The organism is Microcystis sp. MC19 (assembly GCF_003019735.1).
In the GTDB taxonomy this organism is placed as follows: domain Bacteria; phylum Cyanobacteriota; class Cyanobacteriia; order Cyanobacteriales; family Microcystaceae; genus Microcystis.
The window spans coordinates 4,115,146-4,140,245 of record NZ_CP020664.1 but is presented as its reverse complement, the minus strand read 5'-3'; the positions used below and the strand labels follow the sequence as shown (position 1 = coordinate 4,140,245).

Below are 25,100 nucleotides of genomic sequence, written 5' to 3'. Positions count from 1 at the left end.
TTAGGAGTCAGTAGCCAGTAGTCAGGAGTCAGGAGAATTAAGAATGAATAATAGTTAACTAAATGGTCTATTGACAGATTTCAGGCAGTTTAATTCTTGTTTTTGCCGTTTTTGAACCATCAAAAATTAATTATGCAAGAGGTCTAATGAAGTTGTACTTTATGTTGATGAGAAAGGCTGTAACCAAAAAATTTATAAGACTAAATCCGTTTTTAATAGTGTGATTAACTCTCAAGTTATCAATTGTTTCTCCCCACTTCCCCCCGCAACGCGTACGCAGTGACCCCCCCACTATCCTATACTTTTTAAACAGGATTTAAGTAGGTAGGCGTTAAAAGTTATCAGACACCCCCCTTATCAAGGGGGGCAGGGGGGATCTCCCCACCTATCGGCACCCCCCTTATCAAGGGGGCTATCCCTTATAGGGATCTTTCTTAACAATTTTTGCAGTAAGCACTCCAACCCTTATCCTGACTTGATTTCAGTTTTTTCTTTGTCAGTAAGGGTGTCAACAAGGAATATTACAAATTGTTAACCGAGTCTTGAAAGCCTTGTGCCACAAAGGTTTGAAATGTTAAGAAAGATGTGACTAAAGGACAGCTTATCAAGGGGGGCAGGGGGGATCGAACCTAAAATTCATTTTTAATTTAATTATAACCAGCTACTTAGTATCACACCTAAATTGTTTGATTTTTTTAAGCATTATTTTCATTCTCACCTCTAAGAGCCGAAAATAAACAGAGACGACCTAAACCCAAGATTGCCGGTGAGAAGTTTTCCTGACTGGGGGCTTCTAGATGGCAACCGCCAAATTCTTGCTGTATTTCTCTTAGAAAATGAGGCCAAATGGTCAAGAAAAAATTACCGCTAAAAATTATTTGATCGATATCCTCAAGACTTTTTTGCTGTTTTTCTAACAAATCATTAACTTTCTGTTTTAAATTATCTAGATACGGTATAATCACCTTCTTATTTAAATCAGTGCGACTGACCGTCCAAGTATGACTGGCCAGAGAGGAGGTAAATTCCCTTTCTTCTTGAAGGATTAATTTGGTCAATCTAGCGGCTGCCAGTAAAGATTTTTTTAAGGGATTAGTATCGGTGAGATCCCGGGGGGAAAGAGGCAAAAAAGAACGCCAGAGAGGATAAATTAACTGAGAGAGTATCGCCTGTTCATAGGTGTTTTCCCCGTAGTTAAAATGGCTCAGAGCGATCGCTTGACGGCATAAAGAGCGAGTTTGCGCTGGGACTTCCACTATCGCTAAAGTGGTGGTTTCCCGTTTCCCTTCGATCACCAGTAGGGTTTGGGGTTGCGGTTGATCGCTGGTGGGAATATAGGCCAGAGCAGTAGCGATCGCTGTTTCTAGACTAGAGAGGCGATCGGGGGGTATTAATTGCGCTGTGAGAAGGGCTTTTTTTAGGTCATCCGTGGGGGTTTCCCCGTCATCGGTGATAATGATAGCTTCTAATCGCTCCAGGGCTTCCCAGAGCCAAGAATCGGTGCTAAAATCCCGATTAGATAGCCAGCTAATTAGATATTCTTCCACCTGATGGCAGGGTAAGCGATCGCTTGTTCCCGTTGCCAGACTCCAAGAAAGAGGATAAAAATCGATCAGTCCTTGGCTTTCCCGAAAAAAAACGATTTTCACCCCCTCTGGTTGCACCTCCATTCCCAGGGACCAACGGGCAACTTCAGGGGTTCGATCGGGGAATAATAACGGAAAAAGCTGCGCTCTGGCCGATTCTAATTGTTGACGGGTGGCGATAATTGTCTCGGCAGTAACTTCTTGCGGGTTAATTAGAGACGAAATCACCCTGGAAAGAACCCGATCGATCTCGGTCAGTAGGGAGGAAAAATCCTGTTTATCGGTCACTAGATCACTAAAAATACCCACAACTTTCTATTGTAGAATCACCCGCCTAAAACGGACAAAATTTAAATATTAAACCATGGAACAAAAACGCTATCCTGCGGAAAAATCAGCAGAGATTCAAAAATTATTGGATACAGCCACTTTATTGGTCGGTTTACCCCCTGAAACCGTCGATAAAGTTATTTCTCATGCTGTCACCCTTACCCATCCCGCTAATCGGGCGATTTTATTAGAAAATGATTGGGGTGGTTCGGTTTACTTTATTCTCGATGGTTGGGTGAAAATTCGTACTTACAATGTGGAGGGCAAAGAAGTCACCTTAAATATCCTCGGTAAAGGGGAAATAGTCGGAGAAATGGCCGCTTTAGAGGAATTTCCCCGCTCCACTGATGCTATCACCCTCACCACGGCCACAATTAGCAGTATTCCCGCCCAAGATTTTCTTAATCTGCTCAAAGCGGAACCTTTAGCGGGAATTCGTCTTTCTCAGTTAATGGCCAAGCGTTTGCGTCAACTTAACCGGCGTTTACGTTTGCGCGAGGCCGATAGTCTCTCCAGAGTCGCCGATAGTTTACTCTTTTTGGCCGAAGGTCAAGGACAAAAAAACAGCCAGGGTACGATAATTCCTAATTTACCTCACCGGGAATTGAGTAGTATTAGTGGTCTGGCCCGGGAAACCGTGACCCGATCCCTGACCAAATTGCAGAAAAAAGGCCTGATTCAACGACAGCAGGACTCTCTTTGTATTCCCGATCTGGCCGCTTTAGAAAAAGTGATCGCCTAAATTCAGTTATCAGTTATCAGTTATCAGTTATCAGTTATCAGTTATCAGTTATCAGTTATCAGTTATCAGTTATCAGTTATCAGTTATCAGTTATCAGTTATCAGTTATCAGTTATCAGTTATCAGTTATCAGTTATCATACTAAATCCGGTTATTAAAGACTGATTATCTATTCCTCCTCTTGCCTGTTGCCTATTGCCTGTTGCCTATCTTCACTAGGAAATTTATTTTGCACGACTACTTATGACTGAAAAATTAACCGGTTTTGGAGTGGTGCTGGTGACAACGACCAGCGAAACGGAAGCGGAACACCTAGCGATCGCCTTACTGAACGAGCGCCTAGCGGCTTGTGTCAGTATTTACCCGATTCGTTCCATTTATCGTTGGCAGGGACAGATTGAAAACGAGAGGGAATGGCAATTAGTGATCAAAACCGATTTAAAGCAGTTTGAGCAGTTATCGGCGAAGATACAGGAACTGCATAGCTATGCCGTCCCGGAAATCATCGCTTTACCGATTGTGGCAGGTTCTCAGACCTATTTAGACTGGTTAGCCTCCCATACAGGTGGGGTGTCAGAATAGACCAATCGGCAACTGGAGCGAAAAAAATCTATATAATTCTTAATAAACTATCTCAGGAAGCACAAAAAGTTTTAATCTAGATGCTGATTAAATGTTTAAACATCTGGTTTTAAGACCGATCGCCTCCACGATTGGAGAACTCAGCACATCGTCAAGGGAGATAGTTAAAATCCAATGAGTCTTAAGGCAAGCGGTGGCAGCTCCTTAGCGCGTCCCCAACTCTATCAAACCGTCCCGGTATCTGCCATTACCCAAGCAGAACAACAAGACCGCTTTCTCGATAAACCCGAACTCAATGAACTGATCGCCTACTTCCAATCGGGGAGCAAGCGCTTAGATATTGCCCAAACCCTCACCCGGAACTCCGATCTGATCGTCTCACGGGCAGCTAACCGGATTTTTACCGGTGGTTCACCCATGGCTTATCTAGAAAAACCCCCCGTGGAAGAAATGGCCCTGGTGGGTGCCGGTACAGCTATCAACGTCAGGGAAGGGATGAAATTAGGAACCGTTACCTACGCTGAAAGCGGGTCGGGTGGCGGTAGTGGCCTTCTCGGTGGCTTAAAAGGGATTTTCGCCTCTAGCGGCCCGATTCCCCCCGGATTCCGACCGATTAACGTCTCTCGTTACGGTCCGAGCAATATGCAGAAGTCCCTCCGGGATTTATCCTGGTTCCTGCGTTACATTACATACGCGATCGTGGCTGGTGATACCAGTATCCTGATCGTTAATACCCGCGGTTTAAGGGAAGTTCTCGAAAATGCCTGTTCCATTGACGCGACCATCGTGGCCCTACAGGAAATGCGGGCCGCTTCGATCGAGTATTTCCAAAGAGACAAGGATGCGGCCACTTTAATCAGTGACTATTTCAATATCCTACTGGGGGAATTAAAAGCCCCCACTCCCTCTAATAAACTGCGTCAACGTCCCAGTAGTGACCAACAGGGTTTAAGTCTTCCCCAAAGCTACTACAATGCCGCCGAAAAACGGCAAAAGTTTGTCATGAAAACCGGTTTATCGGAGTCGGAAAAATCTTCGATTATCAAGGCCGCCTACAGACAAATTTTTGAACGGGACATCACCCGCGCCTATAGTCAGTCCATTTCTGACCTAGAATCGAAGGTGAAAAACGGCGACATCTCGATGAAAGAATTTGTCCGTCGTCTCGGTAAATCGCCTCTCTACCGCAAACAGTTCTTTGAACCTTTTATCAATAGTCGCGCCCTAGAATTGGCTTTCCGTCATTTCCTCGGTCGCGGTCCTTCCTCCCGGGAAGAAGTGCAGAAATACTTCTCGATCGTCTCTAGCGGCGGTTTAGGGGCGTTAATCGATGCTTTAGTCGATTCTCAGGAATATTCCGACTATTTCGGCGAAGAAACCGTTCCCTATCTCCGGGGTTTGGGTGCAGAAGCGCAGGAATGTCGCAACTGGGGGATGCAGATCGACCTGTTTAACTACAGCGCACCTTTCCGCAAAGTTCCCCAATTTATCACCACCTTTGCTAAATACGATCGCCCCTTACCGGATCAGCACGTTTACGGTTCTGGAAATGACCCCCTAGAAATCCAATTTGGGGCAATTTTCCCGAAAGAAACCCGCGAACCTAGTTCTAGTCCCGCTCCCTTCGGTAAAGATAGCAAACGTATCCTCATCCACCGCGGACCTGCTACTAATAACCAAAATAGCAACCCCGGCGCCCGAGGTGAATTCCCCGGTACTTTGGGACCGAAGGTTTTCCGTCTCAATAACGAGTTACCCGGTTCTAGTAATGGGGTAAGCGTTAAATTTGGTGAAAGTTCCACCCAAAGAGTGATTTTAGCGGCTTATCGTCAGGTTTTCGGTCGAATGCCCTACGAAGGTCAGCGTTTATCCGTGGCCGAGATTAAGCTGGAAAATGGCGATATCACTCTGCGGGAGTTTATCAAAACCCTAGCTAAATCCGAGACTTTCCGGAAAATCTACTGGACTCCTCTCTATGTGGTGAAAGCGATCGAATATATTCACCGTCGTCTGCTCGGTCGTCCCACCTACGGTCGTCAGGAAATGAATCAATACTTCGATATCTGCTCGAAAAAAGGCTTCTATGCTTTAATCGATGCTCTGATCGATAGTGCTGAATATACGGAAGCTTTTGGCGAAGATACGGTTCCCTACGAGCGCTATCTAACTCCCCAAGGGATGCAGTTACGGATGGTGCGTTTGGGTAATCTCCGCGAAGATATCGGCCAAAGAGTTGATAAAGAGGAAACCCCGCGCTTTATTGAATTGGGTACACCTTCGGTCTCGATTCGCACTGAACCGGATATTCAATCTCGTGTCGGTCAAGGTGTCACGGTTCAACGGGAACAAACTAAGGTCTTTAAACTGTTAACTAATCTGGATAAAGTTGCCGTACAAAATACTGTTCGCGCCGCCTATCGTCAGATTTTTGAACGGGATCTCGAACCCTATATCATCAATGCCGAATTTACCGCTTTAGAGAGTAAATTAAGCAATGCTGAGATCACGGTGAAAGAGTTTATCGAGGGTTTAGGTGGTTCGGATCTTTACCTGAAAGAATTCTATGCTCCCTATCCGAATACGAAAGTAATTGAATTGGGAACCAAGCACTTCTTAGGTCGCGCTCCCTTGAATCAAAAAGAAATCCAGAAATATAACCAAATTCTGGCAACTCAGGGATTAAAGGCCTTTATCGGTGCCATGGTTAATAGCATGGAATACCTACAATTATTTGGTGAAGATACGGTTCCCTACCGTCGTTTCCCAACTCTACCAGCTGCTAATTTCCCCAATACGGAACGCTTATACAATAAGCTGACTAAACAGGATAGTGAACTGGTTGTTCCCAGTTTTAAACCGGTAGTTAAGGTCGGTGGTTAGTTACTCCTTGAAGTTAGTTAATTTAGCTCGTGTTGAACACGAGCTTTTTTTTGTTTATACTAAATCTTGTTATTAAAGACTGATATTAAATCCAGTTATTAAAAATTGATTATCTATTCCCTCTTTTGCATGAGTGCATGAGTAGAAAACGGGTTTCTCGGAGAAACCCGTTTTCTGTGCGTTACTCAACGGATTTAGTATTATACCAATTCGCCAAAATGTGACTACAGATAGGCTAGAATATCATAAGACCTCTTGCAAAAGTCTTAAGTCGATCCTTGTACAGCAACATTTTTGAAGATTATCAACTACTAATAAATAATTAACTGAAAGTCCCTCCTATTATTGTTTCTATCGTTTGTTTTCGGATTTATGCAAGAGGTCTATATTAGTAGAGTTAAAGGAAAAATATGGCAGGAGTTTATAAGATAGAAATATCTGAAAGTGAAGCAAAACTCAAGGAACTGCTTAGAAAAGAAAAAACTGGTTCAGGAAAAGAAAGAATACAAGTATTGTACTTGTTAAAGACAAAAAAGGCAAAAACGGTGACAGAAGCTGCGGAAATGCTAGGAAGAAATAGAGTCACTGTACAAGATTGGTTAGGAAAATATCGTCAAGGAGGACTCGAAAAATTATTGTCTAAAAAAGTCAGTACAGGAAGACCAAGAAAAGTTCCTCAGTGGGCAGAAAAAGCCTTAGAAAAAAGATGAAAAGAAAAGGAAGGAAGCGGTAGAAGTATTTGAAGGAAACACTTCAGATGGTGCTACTTTAAGCGGACAAATTGAGAAAGTCAGAAAGGGTTGGGGGATTGAGAATGTGGTCTGGGTAAGTGATAGGGGAATTTTAACCAACTCGAAAATCAAGGAATTAGTAAAACCGATAGAAGGATTAGACTATATTACTGGTTTAACTAAGCCTCAAATTCGGAAACTGGCTGAGGTGGAAGTGATTCAATTAGGATTATTTGATCAGGTAAACTTGGTGGAATTTGAGAGTGAAGATTATCCCGAAGAAAGATTAATTGCTTGTCGGAATCCCTTAATCGCCCAGAAAAATCAACTACAAAGAGAGGCATTATTAGAAGCGGTAGAGAAGGAACTAGATTTGATTGTTCAGGCGACTCAAAGGGAGAAAAGAGCTTTAAAGGGCCAAGATAAGATAGCTTTGAGAGTGGGCAAGATTCTTAATCAGTTTAAGGTCAATAAATACTATAACCTAGGGTAATGATTCGGTAGTAGTGGCGTAGCTCTCTTGCTTACCTGGTATGAATTGTGTAAAATATTTATTAATAAAAATAATTGGCTCGAATCAGTCTTTAAACCTCTAGCTTGATCATGACTTTTCTGATAAATATCTTTTTCTGGCTCCTGTCTGGCTTACTGAAATATCAGTCTAGCACCGAACAAAGTCCCCCCCCTAGTTCACCTCCGTTCCCCTGTCCTAATTGTGGTTCTCACCATACGATCAAGAATGGTTCTATTCATGGTGGTGATTCTGTAGTAGTGATGGCGGCTTAATCCTTTGCCAGTTGTGCATTGTAGTCATGGATAAAATACCAAACAGCCCCAACGTGATTCTCCATTTTTTTAGAGAAAGATAGACTCTCTCTCACCAACCGAGAAATCCTTTGTCGAAAGGTATTATTTAATCTTTCAATATGATTAGTTTGACCAGTTTCTTTCCCGACTGGTCGATGACGTTTACTGGGAATTACTGTCTTATATGACTCCCAAAAGTCTGTGTAAGCAACTGCACATTGTCGGTAAACACCTGGTAAACTAGCCCAAAGTTTTTTGGCTGATTGACGACTCCTATCTCCTAAATAGCAACCAATAATTTCTCTTGTATTTCTATCAATTGCCAGCCAAATATAGACCTTTATCGTCTTAGAAAAAACAAAAGACCACATTTCATCACATTCTATAACCAATTTACCTTTTGGTTTGTCCGAAACCTTTATTTGACGGGGGACAGCCGCCAGTTTATTGTTGACATAATTTTGTAACCATGACCAACTTACCCCTGTTACTCTAGCAATTCCTCGTAAGGAAATTCGTTCGAGCAAGAGTTTATCAATTAATTGTTTGGTTTCGTCAGAGACGGTTTTATTAGTGGGATTGATCACAAACTGACGACCACATTCTTTACATTGACGTTTGGGTTTTCCATTATGAATAGAACCATTCTTGATCGTATGGTGAGAACCACAATTAGGACAGGGGAACGGAGGTGAACTAGGGGGGGGACTTTGTTCGGTGCTAGACTGATATTTCAGTAAGCCAGACAGGAGCCAGAAAAAGATATTTATCAGAAAAGTCATGATCAAGCTAGAGGTTTAAAGACTGATTCGAGCCAATTATTTTTATTAATAAATATTTTACACAATTCATACCAGGTAAGCAAGAGAGCTACGCCACTACTACCGAATCATTACCAATCCCTTCTACAGCACAGCTTATGGCTTTTTGTCAACGGGGAAGTCCAGTTATCCCCCTCCGTTTAACCCGAACTGGGGTTAAGCAATAAAATTAAACGCCAAAATCCCATCATTAAAATCGTTATCGCTGATATTGGGTAAGTTCCCCGGTAAATCCTCAAAGCCAAAGATATTATTCCCCCTTGACCGTAAATGTTCCGCCCCATCGGGATTTGCCGACCCAAAGGAGAAATAGGCCACTTCATGACTTATATAGTTTTCTAGGGTAGCCGCCACGTTATCGGGATTCTTGGTCAAAAATGCCTGAACACTCCCTTGCAGACTTTCTCCCAGATTGCCCCCATTGGCAATTACAAAGGGTGCGTAGCGTCGCCCCCCTTCCAACAACACATCCCCAAATTCAGCGGCGGTGGTGCTTTGGTTTACCCCTTCCCCACTGGCCCGCAAAATGAAGTTATTCACTGCTTGACTTAAGGCGGTACGGGCATAACCCGCTTGACCCGGTTGAATTAACTCTGTCACGTTGCCATCTCCATCTAAATCGAGGCTGTCAAAAACGGCTCCGTTATCATCGGCCACTGGATAGAGACCGACAACGTTATTGAAGAAAGCTCCCGTCTGTTTAAGTCCTTCCTCAATGGCTTTGACCTGTATGCTACCGGGCAAGTTACTGAAGTTGAAAACCAGAGAACCCTGTCCATTGCCCGTATTTTTAAATTCAAGGGCCTGGGGATTAACGTCTTGGTCGGGTAGATTGGTAATTTCTAGGGTGAAATTAACCGTTGCGTCTGGCGTGGCATTGGGAGCCGGTTTGAGGGTGGTATCCGTTACCGCCACCGTCAGATTATAGAGGGATTGGGCTTCAAAATCAGCCTTACCGATGAAGAATAATTCCCGGCCACGAATCTGGAAACTGCTCTGATCATTCCCCAACAAAGAAAGGCTATTGGTCCCCAAGGCATCATCGCTGATCTGAATATCGGCAACTTTGACACCTTGACTGGTATCGGTATTTTCAGCGATCGTATTGGTGCTATTGGCCAGAATTAGGGCTGTGGGAGCTTCGTTGACATCGGTGATGTTTAAAGTCAAGGTTTGGGTGAGATCGGGGGTGACACCAACGGTTGTATCATCGACATTGACGGTGACTTCGTAACTATTTTGGGCTTCAAAATTAGGAGTAAAACCGACATAGAAAAGAGCCGAATTCTGAATTAAGAAGCGCTCCCTATCCCGTCCTGTGAGGAAGAGATTATTGGTTCCTAAACCATCATCTTCAATCAGGAGGTCGGCGACTTTAAATTCTGGGGTGACATTGACATTTTCAGCTAACTCGGTGACAGCATTTTGGAAAATTAGGGCTGTGGGAGCTTGATTACTAGGAGTTTCATTAACATCATTTACCACAATTGTCAAGGTTTTCTCAAAACTTAGTCCCCCTTGATCGGTGGTTTTTACCCGAATACTGTAACTATTCTTGGTTTCAAAATCGGGGGAATTATTAATCTGTAATTGATTCCCTACAATCGAGAATGCTGTATTATCTGTATCTCCTGTTCCTGTAACTAAACTATAGGTAAAGGTATTGCCAGTATCGGGGTCTGTGCTAGAAAATGTTCCAATTACTGTGTTAACAGGGACATTTTCATTTACTGTGATCGCACTTAATGCTAGATCTGTGGGAGCTTGATTACTAGGATTTTCATTAACATCATTGACAGTAATTGTCAAGGTTTTCTCAAAACTTAGTCCCCCTTGGTCTGTGGTTTTTACGCGAATACTGTAACTATTCTTGGTTTCAAAATCTGGGGAATTATTAATCTGTAATTGATTCCCTACAATCGAGAATGCTGAGTTATCTGTATCTCCTGTTCCTGCTATTAAACTATAGGTAAAGGTATTCCCAGTATCGGGGTCTGTGCTGGAAAATGTTCCAATTACTGTGTTAACAGGAACATTTTCATTTACTGTGGTCGCACTTAAGGCTAAATCTGTGGGAGCTTGATTACTAGGATTTTCATTAACATTATTTACCGCAATTGTCAAGGTTTTCTCAAAACTTAGTCCCCCTTGGTCTGTGGTTTTTACGCGAATACTGTAACTATTCTTGGTTTCAAAATCGGGGGAATTATTAATCTGTAATTGATTCCCTACAATCGAGAAGGCAGTATTATCTGTATCTCCTGTTCCTGCTATCAAACTATAGGTAAAGGTATTGCCAGTATCGGGGTCTGTGCTAGAAAATGTTCCAATTACTGTATTGGGGGCAACATTTTCATTTACTGTAGTGGCACTTAATGCTAAATCTGTGGGAGCTTGATTACCGGGAGTTTCATTGATGGATTCAGCTGGGGCCCCTGGATCAACAATTTGTCCGTTGGCGGTGAGGTCGTCGTCTCCCCTTTGACCATCGACAAAGTGAAGGATAATCTCATTTTGACCGTCGCTGTTGAGGTCTTGGAAGGTTGCACCTGTTTTGGAGATGGGGTCGTAGCTAAAATTATACCAGTGGGGGGTGGGATTGTCGGGGGTTGCGCCGTATTTCCAGTAGGCATTGGCGGTACTGCCTTCGGGTAGGTATAGGGTAACGGTGGTGGCACCGCCTTGGCTGATTTGGGGGATGTCAATGTCAAAGAATCCGACGGGGAAGTTGACGTTGGCTGGGGCGTTACTGGGAGAGGGGTTGACGATGGCTCGAATGTTGGTTAGGGGTTGATTTTTGGGGATGACAACGTTGACGTATTTATTGTTAGTGGTTTCGATGGAAATGATATTATCGGTGACGGAATCAATGATGGTGACAATCCCCTGATTATTGTCAAGAGTTGCATTGACGGGATTACTGAGTTTAATCGAAAAAGTTTCGTTTTCTTCATTGAGATCGTCATTGAGGATGGGAATGGTAATAGTAGCCGTTGAAGTATTAGCAGGAATGGTGAGAGTTCCAGTTTTGCTAGTGTAATCTACATTGGCGGTAGCACTAGAAGATACAGTAGTATAGTCAACACTAATTTGTTTGGAAATTGGTTTATCGACGGAGACGGAAAGGATTGCATTACTATCTTGACCTTCGATAACGGTGATATTATTGATGGAAAGCTTGGGTGTCAATATGGTGACAATTCCCTGATTATTGGTAAGAATTGCATTGACGGGATTACTGAGTTTAATCGCAAAAGTTTCGTCGTTTTCTTCATTGATATCATCATCAAGGATGGGAATGGTAATAGTAGCCGTTGAAGTATTAGCAGGAATGGTGAGAGTTCCAGTCTTGCTAATGTAATCTACATTGGCGGTAGCACTAACAGGTGCAGTAGCATAATCCACAGTAATTTGTTCTGGGTTGGGATTATTGACAGTAACGGTGAGGATTGCATTACTATCTTGACCTTCGATAACGGTGATATTATTGATGGAAAGCTTCGCATCTATAATTGTGACAATTCCCTGATTATTGGTAAGAATTGCATTGACGGGATTACTGAGTTTAATCGCAAAAGTTTCGTTTTCTTCATCGAGATCATCATTGAGGATAGGAATGGTAATAGTAGCAGTAGAAGTATTCGCCGGAATGATCAAAGTTCCGGTTGTGCTAGTGTAATCTAAATCGGCGGTCGCGCTAACAGGAGCAGTAGTATAATCGACAGTAATTTGTTCTGGACTTGGTTTGTCAACCGTGACGGTGAGGATTGCATTATTATCTAAGCCTTCGACAACGGTGATATTATTGATGGAGAGCTTTGGCCTCTCTATTTTAATTTTAACTGTGCCTTTTGTCTCCTCTTCTGATGTTTCATCTACTAATAAATAGTCAAAGCTATCCCTTATGAATTCAGCATTAGTATCAATTGCAGTAGGCAACTCGTATGTGATTTTATCATCATTAACACTGATTTTTCCTAATAGCTTAGAACTAGAATCAGGTATCTTAAATGAAATATTATGGTTTTCGTCATAATTATCATTTGCAAGAAAATCTTCTTTGTCAAATACAAAGATGCTTTGCTGACGAATGGTAAAATCATCATCTTGAGCAATTAAAGGGATATTAAATTCATCGGTAAAAGACCAAGGATTTAACCAACGTTCGCCTCGATTTGATGAACCAATGTCCACACTAAATTCTTCTAATCTTTGAAACACTGGACCTTCCGGTCCATCATCTCCAAGTGAAAAAATTGAAGCTTTGCCTTTATTTTGCTCTCCCCATTTTCCTGGAAATAATAACCATTTTTGAGCCTTTCCATCTTCAGTAGAAATTGCATCATCAATATAACCCTTGCCCACACGAGGTAAATATTTTACATTTGGAGCTTTCCTCTCCCAATTTCCTAAATGAGATTCTAAATTTGAAGGCAACCAGTTAGTCTGACCACTTTTCGCGTAACTGGCGTGTCCTCCTAAACCAACGTAAACTTTTGGTCTTCCCGTCTGTTCATCAAAATCAAGATATTCCCAACGATACGTTGTTCCGCCATCACCCTCATTGGTAAAGGTAGAACCAAAAAATCCTGCGATTTCTACGTGCTGATTAAAAGCAACTCGATCAGGTTCTCCATTTTTTAAGAAAACAGTTATACCTTCCCAATCACCATCATGGGTATTGGCTCCATCAAAATCCGCCCAATTACTTTTAGCAAAATGAAAGTAGTAGGAGATAGCAATTTCACCATTTTGCTCTAAAAGGGTTGCAAAAATAGTAGGCGAACTTTGCAATGAATCAGGGTTTAGATTTACAATCGTTTCCGCATCTCCCAATCTTACAGGCTTATCTTGATTGGGTTCTTGTCTTTGTAGCTTTTCATCCCAGTTATAACCATCGGGGTCAAGAGGAAGGTTATATTTTTCATCTTGCTCGAACAGCAAAATAGGAGCATATTGCGCGATGAGAGTTTGGCTTATATCTGGCTCAGGATGATCGGCAACAAATTTAGTTACTAATTTATCAATTTCTCTATTGCCTTTTTGTAAAGTAAAACTTATCTCTTCAACAATAGGCTCACTGGGAACCTCAAAACCATCAATTGTTAGTTGGTAGCGGCCTGGCTTTAACTCTCCTAAGCTTGCAGTCCCATCAATTGAAATAGATTTACTTACATCTCCATTGATTATTATTCTTGGTTCACTTTTTAAATCCCACTTTTGAAATAAAAGATTTTCTATGTCTATATCCAAAATATATTCACCTGTTTCTGGAACGGAAATATAAAGATTCACCTCAATAGGATCATCATTCACCGTTGCCCACCAACGATCGATCCCGATACTGGGAATCGCTTCAGCCGTCATGACAGCATCACGCCCATCTTCCATCTCAACCCAAAAAGCAATATCACCGTTTATATTTATCGGATCGTAGATTGCCACATCACTGATTCCATTTCCCTGCTCAATTATCAATGATGGCAAAAGAAGCTGATTTTCATCATTGGAAAAACCAAAATTAGTTGAATACAGGCCTTTGTTGTTTTGCTTATTAAAACCAATATAAGCAACAGTATGTCCGATATTTTGAGTATTAACTCCGACTGGTGAATCAGGATCAAAACCGCTGAAAATGCCTTCGTCTTCTCCTTGATCAAGCGTGCCATTCTTATTGTAGTCTTCCCAGATTTCGCCCTGATCTAAATAGCCATTACCCGAAATCCCAGCAATTCGTTCGATAGCCCCATCTTCAACACGATAAGCAAAAATGCCTTCTCCCGGAGTTGTTTGATATTTTTCTGCGCCACCTTCGCTCAAGTTTCCGTAAAAAGCTACAACCGTTCCATCGTCACTAATTCGAGGATTTTGTCCCAAACTCGAAAAATCAGATGCAATATCTTTTACGACATTTAAACTATCATCTAAAAGTTCTATCTTGTTTTGATAATAACGCACCACAGTTCCATTATCTGCCATCCAAAATCTCGGTGCTCCAGCAGATGGATCATACTTTTGTTCAGTAAAGATGGTTGGGGCTCCCAGTATGGTACTAGGAGTATCTAAAGCTGAATAATGTCCTGCTGAGGCCGTAGGATGCCAAGTACCCTCAAGAAAACTATTGAATACAGTATCACCATTATTGTTGAAACTCGGATTACTCAGTAGTCCGTAGTAGTCTGGCGAGTAGGTTCGCAGGATGGGGACAGCTCCAAGGAATAGCAATCCGCCATACATACCAGTGAGACCAGATAATGCTAAAGAGAGGTCGTTTAGGAGCAGTAGAGGAACAAAACCCTGAGCCACGGGTGTAACAGTGTTGGTTTTATTGGCATCCCATTTCTCAATGAATGAGTAGGGTTTACTAATATATTCCGAAGCAATAAAAGAAGGTGCAATGAAGTTACCGAGATAATAAGCCATCAGCATAGCAGGTCCTTCTGCTAGTTCGATACGCCGAACTAATACCTCTCCATTATTATTAATCTGCACACCTCCCGCATACTCACGATTCGACAAACCAGCACTAATCGTTATGTCAGAAAAATTATCAAACATACGGGCGGGATTCCGGGCGGTTGTATTCACCAGAAAAGTTACAATGCTAGGGTCGGGAAGAAATCCATAATTCGGATTGGCAAAAGTGCTTTTGATCATATTCGGGGCTATGTTCTTGACACCAAAGCCGCTGTTTGCAACCAAGATAGTATCTTTTTTAATGGTTCTTCCTAACCATGTTTCAGTGAAACCACCCGCAGCACCATCACCAATAAAGGCAATTTGTCCTAAATCATTAATGGAAACTTCCGGTTTAATGAAGCCGATCGCTACTTGTGCCGGAACGGGAGGCTCTGTATTTTGCAGTTCAATAGTTCGGGTAGAGAAACCTTGAGAAATAATACTACTAGACGAATTAAATGAGTCGGTTTTTTCTAAAGCATCGTTCGTGCCAAAAGCACTAATTTGAGACTGAGTATTATCAACACTGGAGCCATCGTCAGGAAAGTCACCCGTTTGGGCAACAAAGCTATAGGAATAATATGGATTCAGTGAAGTTAGATCTAAACTGGGTGGATTGTATGGCTCGATCGCGCCTCCCACAATCTTAAATAGAGAGGTGGCGCTATTATTAGCCCCATCAAATGCCTGAATGGCGATCGTGCGATCATTGCCGTTTGGTAGTTGAATGTCGCCACTAAAGCTAGTTCCGATAACGCTTAACTCTCCTAAGCTCTGGCGATCTGTCCGATCTACCACATAAACCCGCAAACCAGTTTCCTCTAACTCCCCACTAATCGAAAGCACATTATCCGTTAGAGAAAACACCAGATTAGTCGGTTTTGTTGGCGCAACCGTATCCATCGCCCAATTCACAACACGAGCATTCGTCCCTGCTCGGCCCCAGTCATCTTGAATGCCACTGCCCTCCACCGTTAAGCTGTAATTGCCATCCCCAGCTTGTAAACCCGTTAAGCCACTAAGGCGATAGCTCACATCCGTCAGCTTCGTAACAGTAACACTACTGTCAAGTTGAACCGTCACACCATTAGCTGTGAAAATCAGATCGTTAAAATCAAAGGAACTGGGATCGATCGCCTTGGAGAACTTCACATCAAGGCTAGAAACCTTAGTGCGGCGATAACTGCTGAGACCAGTAAGTGAGACAATTGATAGTGGCGTTGCATCTAACGTCCAAGTAAAGCCCTTGGCATCCACCCCTCGGTTGCCGTCGAGATCCACAACTCCCTTAGCATCCACTAGGAAGTTATAAACCCCACCCACATCGGTAATATCGGTTAAATTGCCAACCTCATAGGTTTTCTCGTCAATTTGGGTGACAGTAATCGTATTCTTGGTGAGATTGCCCTCCTCATTGCGGTTGATGAAAACATCTTCCCAAGTAAAAGTACCCGGCTCAATCGCTTCGGAAAACTTGACGGTAATGGTTTGGGTGATGGGCTTAGTAACCAGGTTTGAAGTAAAACCGCTCACAGATTCCACAAAGGGGCGATCGCCTGTAACCGACCAAAATTCCTTAACTACTCCTGTCCCAAAATTGCCCTCAAAATCCTGCACACCCGCCGCATTCACACTCAGTTCGTACCGCCCCACCTTCTGGCTAATCCCCTCGATATTGCCGATGGTGAAAGCGATGGGAATATCAGGATTCTGGACGGTAATGCTTAGACCGCTGCTATCAATGGGAACACCATCAAGGGTAACGGTAATATCGCTGAGATCGAAGGATTCTCGCTTAATCGGTTCGGTAAAGAGAAGTTGAATGCTGTCTTTTTCCTTCAACTCCTCTGGAATCGGGAATAACCAACTATTGGGCTGAACTGGATCCACATAGACCATATTTCGCACTTTCGGCGCTGTCTGATCCCCCGTCGCGTAGGTGACAGTGTAGGTTTGCTCTCCGGCTGTGGCGTTATAGTCTAACAGGTGTAGCCTAAATTCATAAATCGGCTTATCGTCATATTCTTGAACAGAAATGGGGTTATCTACGTTATTAACGTCCCAAATAATCTCCGTTCCCTCGAACTCCAAACTCGCGGGGAAGGTGCGATCGGTGCGCCAGTAATTGTTCAACGGCACTTCCGTCCCATCGGCGCGGGTAATACTCTTGACATTAAAGAAGCCTTGACCCGGATCGAGGAGATTGAGGTAAGTCCAGCCATTTTCTACCGTCGCCGTGACTTGGACTGTGCGATCGCTAAAACTGACCACCCCATCGGCACTGACATTAGTAGCAGTCTTAACCGGTGCAGTTCCTCCCTGAGAAAAATAAAGAGTATCGGGGGTAACATTGGGGTCAACGATGTCATTGACCAAAAAGTCGGGCAGATCATCCCCATCCGCCTGTACCTTCTGGATGAGTTCGTGGATTTTGACCTCTTTAATTAAGGATAATTCTGGCTTGCCTAAGCTGTTAACGTGCTCAAAAGTGGCATCATATTCGATGAATTTGCCCTGTAAGCTCGATTTCAGCAGCCAATCCCCAACGGCAGTCTCCCCCGCCTTAATATCGCCCAGATTAACCGTTAGGGATGGTTCCGCATCTTCCCCATTGATCTGAGAACCAATAATATTAAAGTCAATGAGTAAACCACTCTTATTCTCGATAATCTTGGGTTCAGAGGAGGTAATCCTGAGATTTTTTGCGTCTCCCTTGCCTTCATTCCGTACTAAAACCGCTAAGGAGAAGGGTATAGAAGGTTCCACCATATCCGTATAGGGATCGTCCCCATAGACATTACGGGATTGGAAATAGTCGAGGTAGAGTTCTGCTTGGGGGTAAACCGTGACAGGAGGAGAAATCAGGGGAACGGTGATGGTTTTGCCGTCTTCCATATAGGAAAGCGTTCCGCCAATGGCGTATTGCAGGGGAACTTCCGGTGCGGCGAGATTAGTGGGAATAAACGTCCACTCCGCAGTGCCGACCCCTTCATCTTGGGGAGTATTGGGGTCATCGGGAGTGAGGATACCTGTCCCATCTACCGCCGAAAGATTAATTAACGTCGGTTGGGTAATGCCAAAGAGATCGTTGACAATATTTCCCTGAGCATTCTCAATTTGCAGATTGACCTTAATATTTTGGAGGCTAAAATCGTTCCCATTGTCGATGGTAAGAGTGCCTACAAAGGCGGATCGCGTCATCAAAGCTTGCTGATTGATCTGGATTTTAACCGTTGCATCACTGTTAGGGATTCGTATGACAATTGGGATATCAGGCCCTTCTAGGTTTAGTGAGGGAAATTTAAACTCCGGCCAGTCTCCTTCTCCCCCATTGGGAACTTCAATGTTGAGATATTCAATAGCAGGCTCGAAAAGGGGGAAGAAAGTTCCAAAGAAGGGTACACCGAGTATGGGATAAGGAGTATCGATAATCGAGCAATTGCCGTCGGTACAGTCCGACACGCGGGTAATCCGCACGGGAATGGTTAGGGATTCTTTAGCTTCTAGGCGGTCAATAGTATCGATTAATGGTTTGAATTCATAGAATTCAGTGAGCGGAAACTTGCCCGTATCAGGAAATACGAGCATATAGGGCGTTTCAGAGGCAACTAACCCGTGATTGGTGAAAGTCAGATCAATTTGACTGATGTTCCCAATCTGTCGCAGGTACGCCATGTCAATCTGTTCGGGTTCGACGGTGATCACCGGCTGGGGAACATCCGCTTCAAAAACGCTAGTGAGGGTGATCTTATACTCATCCTCAATCTCGGTAGGAACGACTGTCCAGACATATCTCACCGCTTGGCGGGATAGGAAAGAGGTAATGGTTTCAATTTCTCCCGCATCCAGTTTGACATTCTGGCTAAAGGATTGGTGATTCTCGGCTTTAACGTCTAATTTGTAGTAGCCTTCGGGAAGGTCATCCCACGCCACCATTCCCGTTTGATCCGTGACTGTGCGGCGAATTTCAGCAGAAGTGAAGTAATCGCGCAGGATCACCGTTGCATTTGCCAATTTGGGCGAGCCTTCTGCATAGTAGGTAAACTCATTTTCCACATTCACCCGCAGACTAGCCACAGCATCAGAAACCGCTCGGAACTTGAAGGGCAAAGATAAATCGCCATCATTGCCATCTGCATCTAATAAGAGATTGCCTGTATATTCAACTAACTCTAAATTGGCATCAGGGGTTAATAATAGGCTGATTTTGGCGGATTCTCCGATGCCAAGGCTGGAGATAGTAGCAGGGGAAGCTAACTTTAACCAAGGGGCATTAGGTAATAAGACTTTAATATTATTGGCGATCGCTCCACCTGTATTAGTCACAGTAAACTCTACAGCGGTCTGATCTCCCCGTAACATCCCACTGGTGAGAGTATCCACAGAAGCCACCAGACGGGGGACAATACGCTCTAAATTGATAGTGACGGGTAAAACCGCTCTGACTCCCTCTGTGCTGGTGAGGCGGATATTAAAGTTATCTTGGGTGACGGTGGAATTATTGGGGGCGAGAATGGTATAGGTGAGGGTATTTTGCCCCGAACCCGCCAAATTAGAGGGAGTATTGACCTTTATCTGCCAATTACTGGGCGCACCTTCTACGATGTAGGTAATACCGTTAATGGGGATATCGCTCAGGTTTTGTAGAGTGACTTGTCCGGTAAATGTCTGATCTGCCAGAATTTTCTGAGAGATGCTCTTGTCAGTAAAGCGCATTCCCAACAATTTAAAGCTATCTTCTGGTGCAGCATCTTCTGTGGGGACACCGGGGAAATAAGCGTTAATTTCGTAGGTTCCCGCCTCGCCGGGTAAGGGTTTAAAGGTCTTGACAAAGTTGCCATTAATATCAGTTAATGCCGAAAGTTCCCGCACAAAACCGTTATTTTTGATGGCAATGGTGACAAACTCAAAGGGAATAGGAGAATTATCCTCATTGCTTAATGCTTCCCCACGCAACACAATTGACTGTTCTTCAATTCCTACTTCCACATCAGTAGCAACCACTCCCCGATAAGCAGCTTGAACCGTAATCGGTGTGACGACAAGGTTATTGGTTTCCCCGAATACCCCTTCATTGACCACATCAGTGGTATCAATTTCTGCAATTAGATAATAATTACCCGGTGTTGTCGGTGCAAAGAAAGGCAGATTACGTTGATAGAATTGCCCAGTTAAAATAGTCCCGTTAATACTGACATCAGCGAGTAACTTATCGTTCTTATCTAAATTAGGATCGCTGGACAAGTAAATGTGATCAACTAAAGGATCAGCCGTAGCGTCGGCGGTAAATAGCCCGTTATTGACAACTTTATAAGTAAAGAAAGACTGTTTACCTGTGTATAGCGTCTCACTATTACTAAACTCCGTAATCACTAAATCGGGCATCTTGAAGTCGGTAACGATGACATCATAAGTTACTGGATCATATCCCCCGGCGGTAGCTGTTAGAGTGACTTTTTGATCCCCATCTGGTATCCCATCATCAATGACATTAATATCAAAGTTTGCTGAAGCTTGCCCTGCTGGAATAACAACTTGAACGGGAACGGTAGCTTCGGTGGTGTTGCTAGAAGTCAGGGTGACAATTAAATCTTGATTAGTAACGACATTACGAGTAACTGTACCAATAGCGGCGTTATTCCCTAATTCTTCGTCAATGACTTTTTTATTGGTGGATAAAGTTAAAACCGGAGGTGTATTATCGTTGATAATAGTTAAAACTGCTGTGGTTTGGGTTCCTAATGTTGCCCCATTGGTCGGGTTATTTAGGGTTAAATTAATGGTTTCATTGGGTTCAAATACGCCATCATTGACAATGGGAATAGTGACAACTTTACTGGTTTCTCCATTGGCAAAATCAACCGTAACTGAGGTATTGATATAGTCATCAGGACGGGTAGCTGTTCCATCGGTTAGGCTAATGGTAGCACTGACTGAGCCATCACTTCCTCCGGTACGGTTAACGGTAACAGCTACTACGGGAGTGCCATCTTCATTAATACTATAGTTTGCCTGAGAGAAGGCTAATACACCCGGCACTGCATCGTTATCAATGATGTTTAATACTGCTGTTGTTTGGGTTCCTAATGTTGCGCCACCTGTAGGACTAGATAGAGTTAAGTTAACGGTTTCTGTAGGTTCATAAACGGTATCATTATTGATGGGAATGGTAACGGTTTTACTGGTTTCGCCATTAGCAAAGGTGACAGTTATGGGGGTATTAGTGTAATCGTCTCCTGCGATTGCGCTTCCATTGCTAGGGGTTAGAATAACGCTAACTTCCCCGTCACTTCCATTAGTACGATCCAGAGCAACTTGAGTGGCAGGTGTGCCATTTTCATTGATTGAGTAAGTAGCATTCCTGAACTGAATAATACCGTGAGACAATCCATCGCTAACAACAAATACACGAACCGACACATTATCTAAACCCCAACTTTCATCTCCTATACCTTGCAATCCAATTCCTGAAAAGTTTAAAATGATTGAATTGCTAACATTAGGAAAAGTATAAGATAAATGATAAACTGAATCTCCATAATAAGTGTAACCAAGAGTATCCATCTCGGTTGCTCCCGCTCCCGCCGGATAATCACCCGCATCTGTGCTTCCGGGGTAAGCTTGAGGATAGCCATCAATTTCTTGTTCTTGTATATTAGAAAAAGTGGTATTTAATAAGGTATTTCCACCAGCAATACTTAAGTTGAATTGATCAGGACCGTAAAAAGTATTATTCCCGTCCCAAGAATCCATAATAAATAAATCAAACTCTAAAGTTACGTTAGTATTGGCTAATCGTTGATCATTAAGTGTTAAACTAACTGTATCATTGGAAAACTGTCCCAGAAAATTCCTGGCTCCAGAGGGAGTCATTGAGCGGGTTGTATTTGACCATTCACTTCCTGCGTTAGTTTCAAAGTTATTCGAGTAAATCTCAAGGCCAGAGGAAACATCATTAATGATGGTTCCTGTAACTGTTGTGGTTGTCCCTACGGTATAACCTGTCCCCGCAGCAAGGGTTAAAATAACAGTTTCATCACTTTCTACTGTTGTATCAGCAGTGGGGTCAACAGTTACAGTCGCAGTGGATGAATTAGCCGCAAAGGTGACGCTGGTGGGAATAGAAGTGTAATCGGTTCCATTGGTTGCTGTCCCACCAACACTGTAATTGACCGTCAAAGCATTAGTGGTTACTCCTGTACGGGTGAAGGTATAAACCAGATTAGTTGTCCCGTCTTCGGTAACACTACTGGGAGAGACAGCAAGAGTGATACTAGGTAAATCATCATTGGTAATTGTCCCAGTAACTGCGGTGGTCGTACCTATCGTATAACCTGTCCCGGTCGCAAGAGTTAAAGCGACGGTTTCATCATTTTCCACTGTAGTGTCAGCAGTGGGGTCAACGGTTACGGTAGCAGTGGATGAACCAGCAGCAAAGGTGACGCTGGTGGGAATAGAAGTGTAATCGGTTCCATTGGTTGCTGTCCCACCAACACTGTAATTGACCGTCAAAGCATTAGTGGTTACTCCTGTACGGGTGAAGGTATAAACCAGATTAGTTGTCCCGTCTTCGGTAACACTACTGGGAGAGACAGCAAGAGTGACACTGGTATCATCATTATTAATGGTTCCCGTCACTGGAGTAGTTGTCCCAACTGTATAACCTGTCCCGGTCGCAAGAGTTAAAGCGACGGTTTCATCATTTTCCACTGTAGTGTCAGCAGCGGGGTCTATTGTGACTTTAGCAGTGGTAGCATTAGCAGCGAAAGTCACTGTCCCGGTTGTACTGGTGAAAGTTGCGGCACCGCTTTGGGTGTAATCTGTACTAAATGTCGCTGTCCCCCCGACTGTGTAGTTAACCGTTAAAGCATTAGTGGTTACTCCGCTACGGGTGAAGGTATAGGCCATATTAGCTGTCCCATCTTCACTAACACTGCTGGGAGAAATAGCAAGAGTAATACTAGGGAAATCATCATTGGTGATTGTTCCCGTCACTGCGGTGGTGGTCCCAACTGTATAACCTGTCCCTGAAGCGAGGGTTAAAATAACAGTTTCGTTACTTTCTACTATTGTGTCAGCAGTGGGGTCAATTGCTACAGTAGCAGTGGATGAACCAGCAGCAAAGGTGACGCTGGTGGGAAGAGAAGTGTAATCGATTCCATTGGTTGCTGTCCCACTGATACTGTAGTTAACTGTTAAAAGATTGGTGGTGGAACCTGTACGAGTGAAAGTGTAAATGAGATTAGCTGTCCCGTCTTCAGTTACACTTACTGGGGCTACTGCTAAGGTGATAGATGGTAGTAAAGAAATGACGGAAATGTTATCTAGTGCGGGGCCAAAAGCAGCATTTTCTGGCTCAATAGATAAACTATAAAATTCCAAGGTCGTTGTGGATGCAGTTGCCGTAAATACCCAGGTCTTATTTACCCAGCCCATATTATCATCACTAAACCCTGTAGTATCAAAGGAAAAAACTTCGGACTGGCCTGCGGCTGAAACTCCTAGTTGTCTGATGGGAGTTCCACTATAAGTATTGCCAGCCAAGGCAAAGGAGACAAGGTATTGTTGGCCTGCAATAGTGCTGAAAGTTTGAGCTATACCACCCACTCCAGGCGAACCATTGAGATCGAGAGAGCGATCGCCATCTGCATCTACCCAATAAGCTGTATAGTCAATTTGATCCCTCGTAACAGTCCATCCTGTGATTGCGGTAGAACCAGGGTTAAGTGGTAAATAACCACTAGGATCTGGGCCAATTTCAAAACTACCATTAGTGATTAGATTGACTTGAAAATTAGGATCGTAAATAGCATAAAGTCCCTGTCCATCATTGCTCTTAGCAATTAATACTCCTTGATTGTCATTAGCATTTAGATCAATAATTGTTTGACCATACTGTTGATATAATTGATCTATATTTGCAAGAATTGGATGAGATGAAGGGTTAATAGGAATATTGCCGTAAAACTCATTCCATTGATTTGCCAATGACAACCCAAAATTATTCAAGAAATCCTTCCAAGCATTAGCCTCACTCGTAACACTATCAAAACTTCCAGTAATTCCAGTTCCTGCCATTAGATAAACATTTCCTCCACTGTTTACATAATCAATTAATACCTGATTATCTACTGGGGATCCGCCAAGAAAAACTCCATCATATTGTTGTAATGTCTCTAACGTGAATGGCAAATTAGGTGCAACCTTCCATTGATGTCCTGCATCAGTTAAAGCTTTAGATAGTTGAAATCCTGTGAAACCAAGGTTATCGGAATAAGCAAGAAATGAGCCTTTCTTCCCATTAGCAAAATAATTAGCGATATTCTGAGCAAATAATAGTGAATCGTCGGGAGCATTACTAAATCCAGAATCACTTAATGTAAATTCATCATTAGCAACAATAATCTTGCCAGATTTAAGCAATTTATTCTGTTCAACTGTAATTACTTCCCCATTTAAATTAATTATCTTTGAATCATCCTCAGCTTTCAATACCTCCAAGGTTGCCACATCCAGACTATTTCCCTGCACCAACTCCGCAAAAATTGCCCCCTCATCTCCCGGCGCATCCGTACTATTCAACACCCCATCCACATAATGGCCATACTCCTCCAACAGTAAAGCCACAATTGCCCCTAAATTGCCCTGATTCTGACCCAGAAACTCGTAAGATAGGTAAATTCGGTTATTTGCTATTGCATAAGCCCCATTTGCCCCATTAAGGTGATTTCCTGAAACAATTTCAATAAGGGGAAAACCACTTAAATCGCCTGCTTGCCACTGGCTTTGTAATTCATCAGTATTAACTGCCGTGCCAAAGGCTACCTGTATTTTGTCGCCAAAGGCAGAATCATCAGCAAACTGTTGTAATTTGCCAGAAATTAACAGCGTTGCCTGTTGTAGCGCATAAACAATATCTGAATCGAGGGTTAACGCAGATTCTAGGGTTAAGTGATTTCCGAGGGTGTAAAGGGTGTTAGGCATGGGATGATGGGGATAAAAAAGAGAATTAAACAGGATTCAGCGATATTTTGGTGGCAAAATCGATAAATTTGCACAACAATATCCCAATGGACAACAAAGCCAATCGAGAGATTAGGAGAATAATTGGTTAGGGAATATCAAATTGATCTAAAAACTCATCCGCGAGTCTAGCCTAAGCT

General features: G+C 43.1%; 8 protein-coding genes and 2 pseudogenes. 7 read left to right on the top strand and 3 right to left on the bottom strand.

The genetic code is table 11. The annotated features are described in order from the left end of the window. Window positions 1-695: 695 nt before the first annotated feature. Window positions 696-1,895, bottom strand: a complete 1,200-nt coding sequence (locus B5D77_RS21050; protein ID WP_106909583.1) for a hypothetical protein — start codon at window positions 1,893-1,895, stop codon at window positions 696-698. A 55-nt stretch (window positions 1,896-1,950) separates the two neighbouring features. Here B5D77_RS21050 and B5D77_RS21045 point away from each other — a divergent pair, with 55 nt between their 5' ends. The 7 genes and pseudogenes from B5D77_RS21045 to B5D77_RS26005 form a co-directional block, all read left to right on the top strand. Next, window positions 1,951-2,658 carry a Crp/Fnr family transcriptional regulator gene (locus B5D77_RS21045; protein ID WP_008196282.1) on the top strand — a complete coding sequence of 236 codons (708 nt, stop codon included), beginning with the start codon at window positions 1,951-1,953 and terminating at the stop codon, window positions 2,656-2,658. Then, on the top strand, window positions 2,616-2,822 hold the full coding sequence (locus B5D77_RS26010; RefSeq protein ID WP_159036984.1) for a hypothetical protein: 207 nt from the start codon (window positions 2,616-2,618) through the stop codon (window positions 2,820-2,822). Before B5D77_RS21045 ends, B5D77_RS26010 begins: the two co-directional genes overlap by 43 nt. A 78-nt stretch (window positions 2,823-2,900) precedes the next feature. After that, a complete protein-coding gene (gene cutA / locus B5D77_RS21040) occupies window positions 2,901-3,239 on the top strand; it encodes a divalent-cation tolerance protein CutA (RefSeq protein WP_106909582.1) in 339 nt (112 codons plus the stop codon). Window positions 3,240-3,413: 174 nt separating this feature from the next. Then, window positions 3,414-6,119 (top strand): phycobilisome rod-core linker polypeptide, encoded by a 2,706-nt coding sequence (locus B5D77_RS21035; protein ID WP_008196286.1) that lies wholly within the window; start codon window positions 3,414-3,416, stop codon window positions 6,117-6,119. A gap of 410 nt (window positions 6,120-6,529) precedes the next feature. Next, window positions 6,530-6,829 (top strand): helix-turn-helix domain-containing protein, encoded by a 300-nt coding sequence (locus B5D77_RS21030; protein ID WP_253257806.1) that lies wholly within the window; start codon window positions 6,530-6,532, stop codon window positions 6,827-6,829. 16 nt (window positions 6,830-6,845) lie between these two features. Continuing rightward, window positions 6,846-7,337, top strand: a pseudogene (locus B5D77_RS21025) (tail length tape measure protein); the annotation flags it as partial. 116 nt (window positions 7,338-7,453) lie between these two features. Then, a pseudogene (locus tag B5D77_RS26005) lies at window positions 7,454-7,609 on the top strand (ISNCY family transposase); the annotation flags it as partial. Window positions 7,610-7,632: 23 nt separating this feature from the next. Here B5D77_RS26005 and B5D77_RS21020 read toward each other — a convergent pair. Both B5D77_RS21020 and B5D77_RS27445 read right to left on the bottom strand, forming a co-directional pair. Beyond that, window positions 7,633-8,439, bottom strand: coding sequence for an IS1 family transposase (locus B5D77_RS21020; protein ID WP_254052957.1), 807 nt, complete (start codon window positions 8,437-8,439; stop codon window positions 7,633-7,635). Window positions 8,440-8,634: 195 nt separating this feature from the next. Then, the gene (locus B5D77_RS27445) at window positions 8,635-24,921 is read right to left on the bottom strand and encodes a choice-of-anchor C family protein (protein WP_254052996.1); all 16,287 of its coding nucleotides are present in this window, start codon (window positions 24,919-24,921) and stop codon (window positions 8,635-8,637) included. Window positions 24,922-25,100 lie beyond the last annotated feature (179 nt).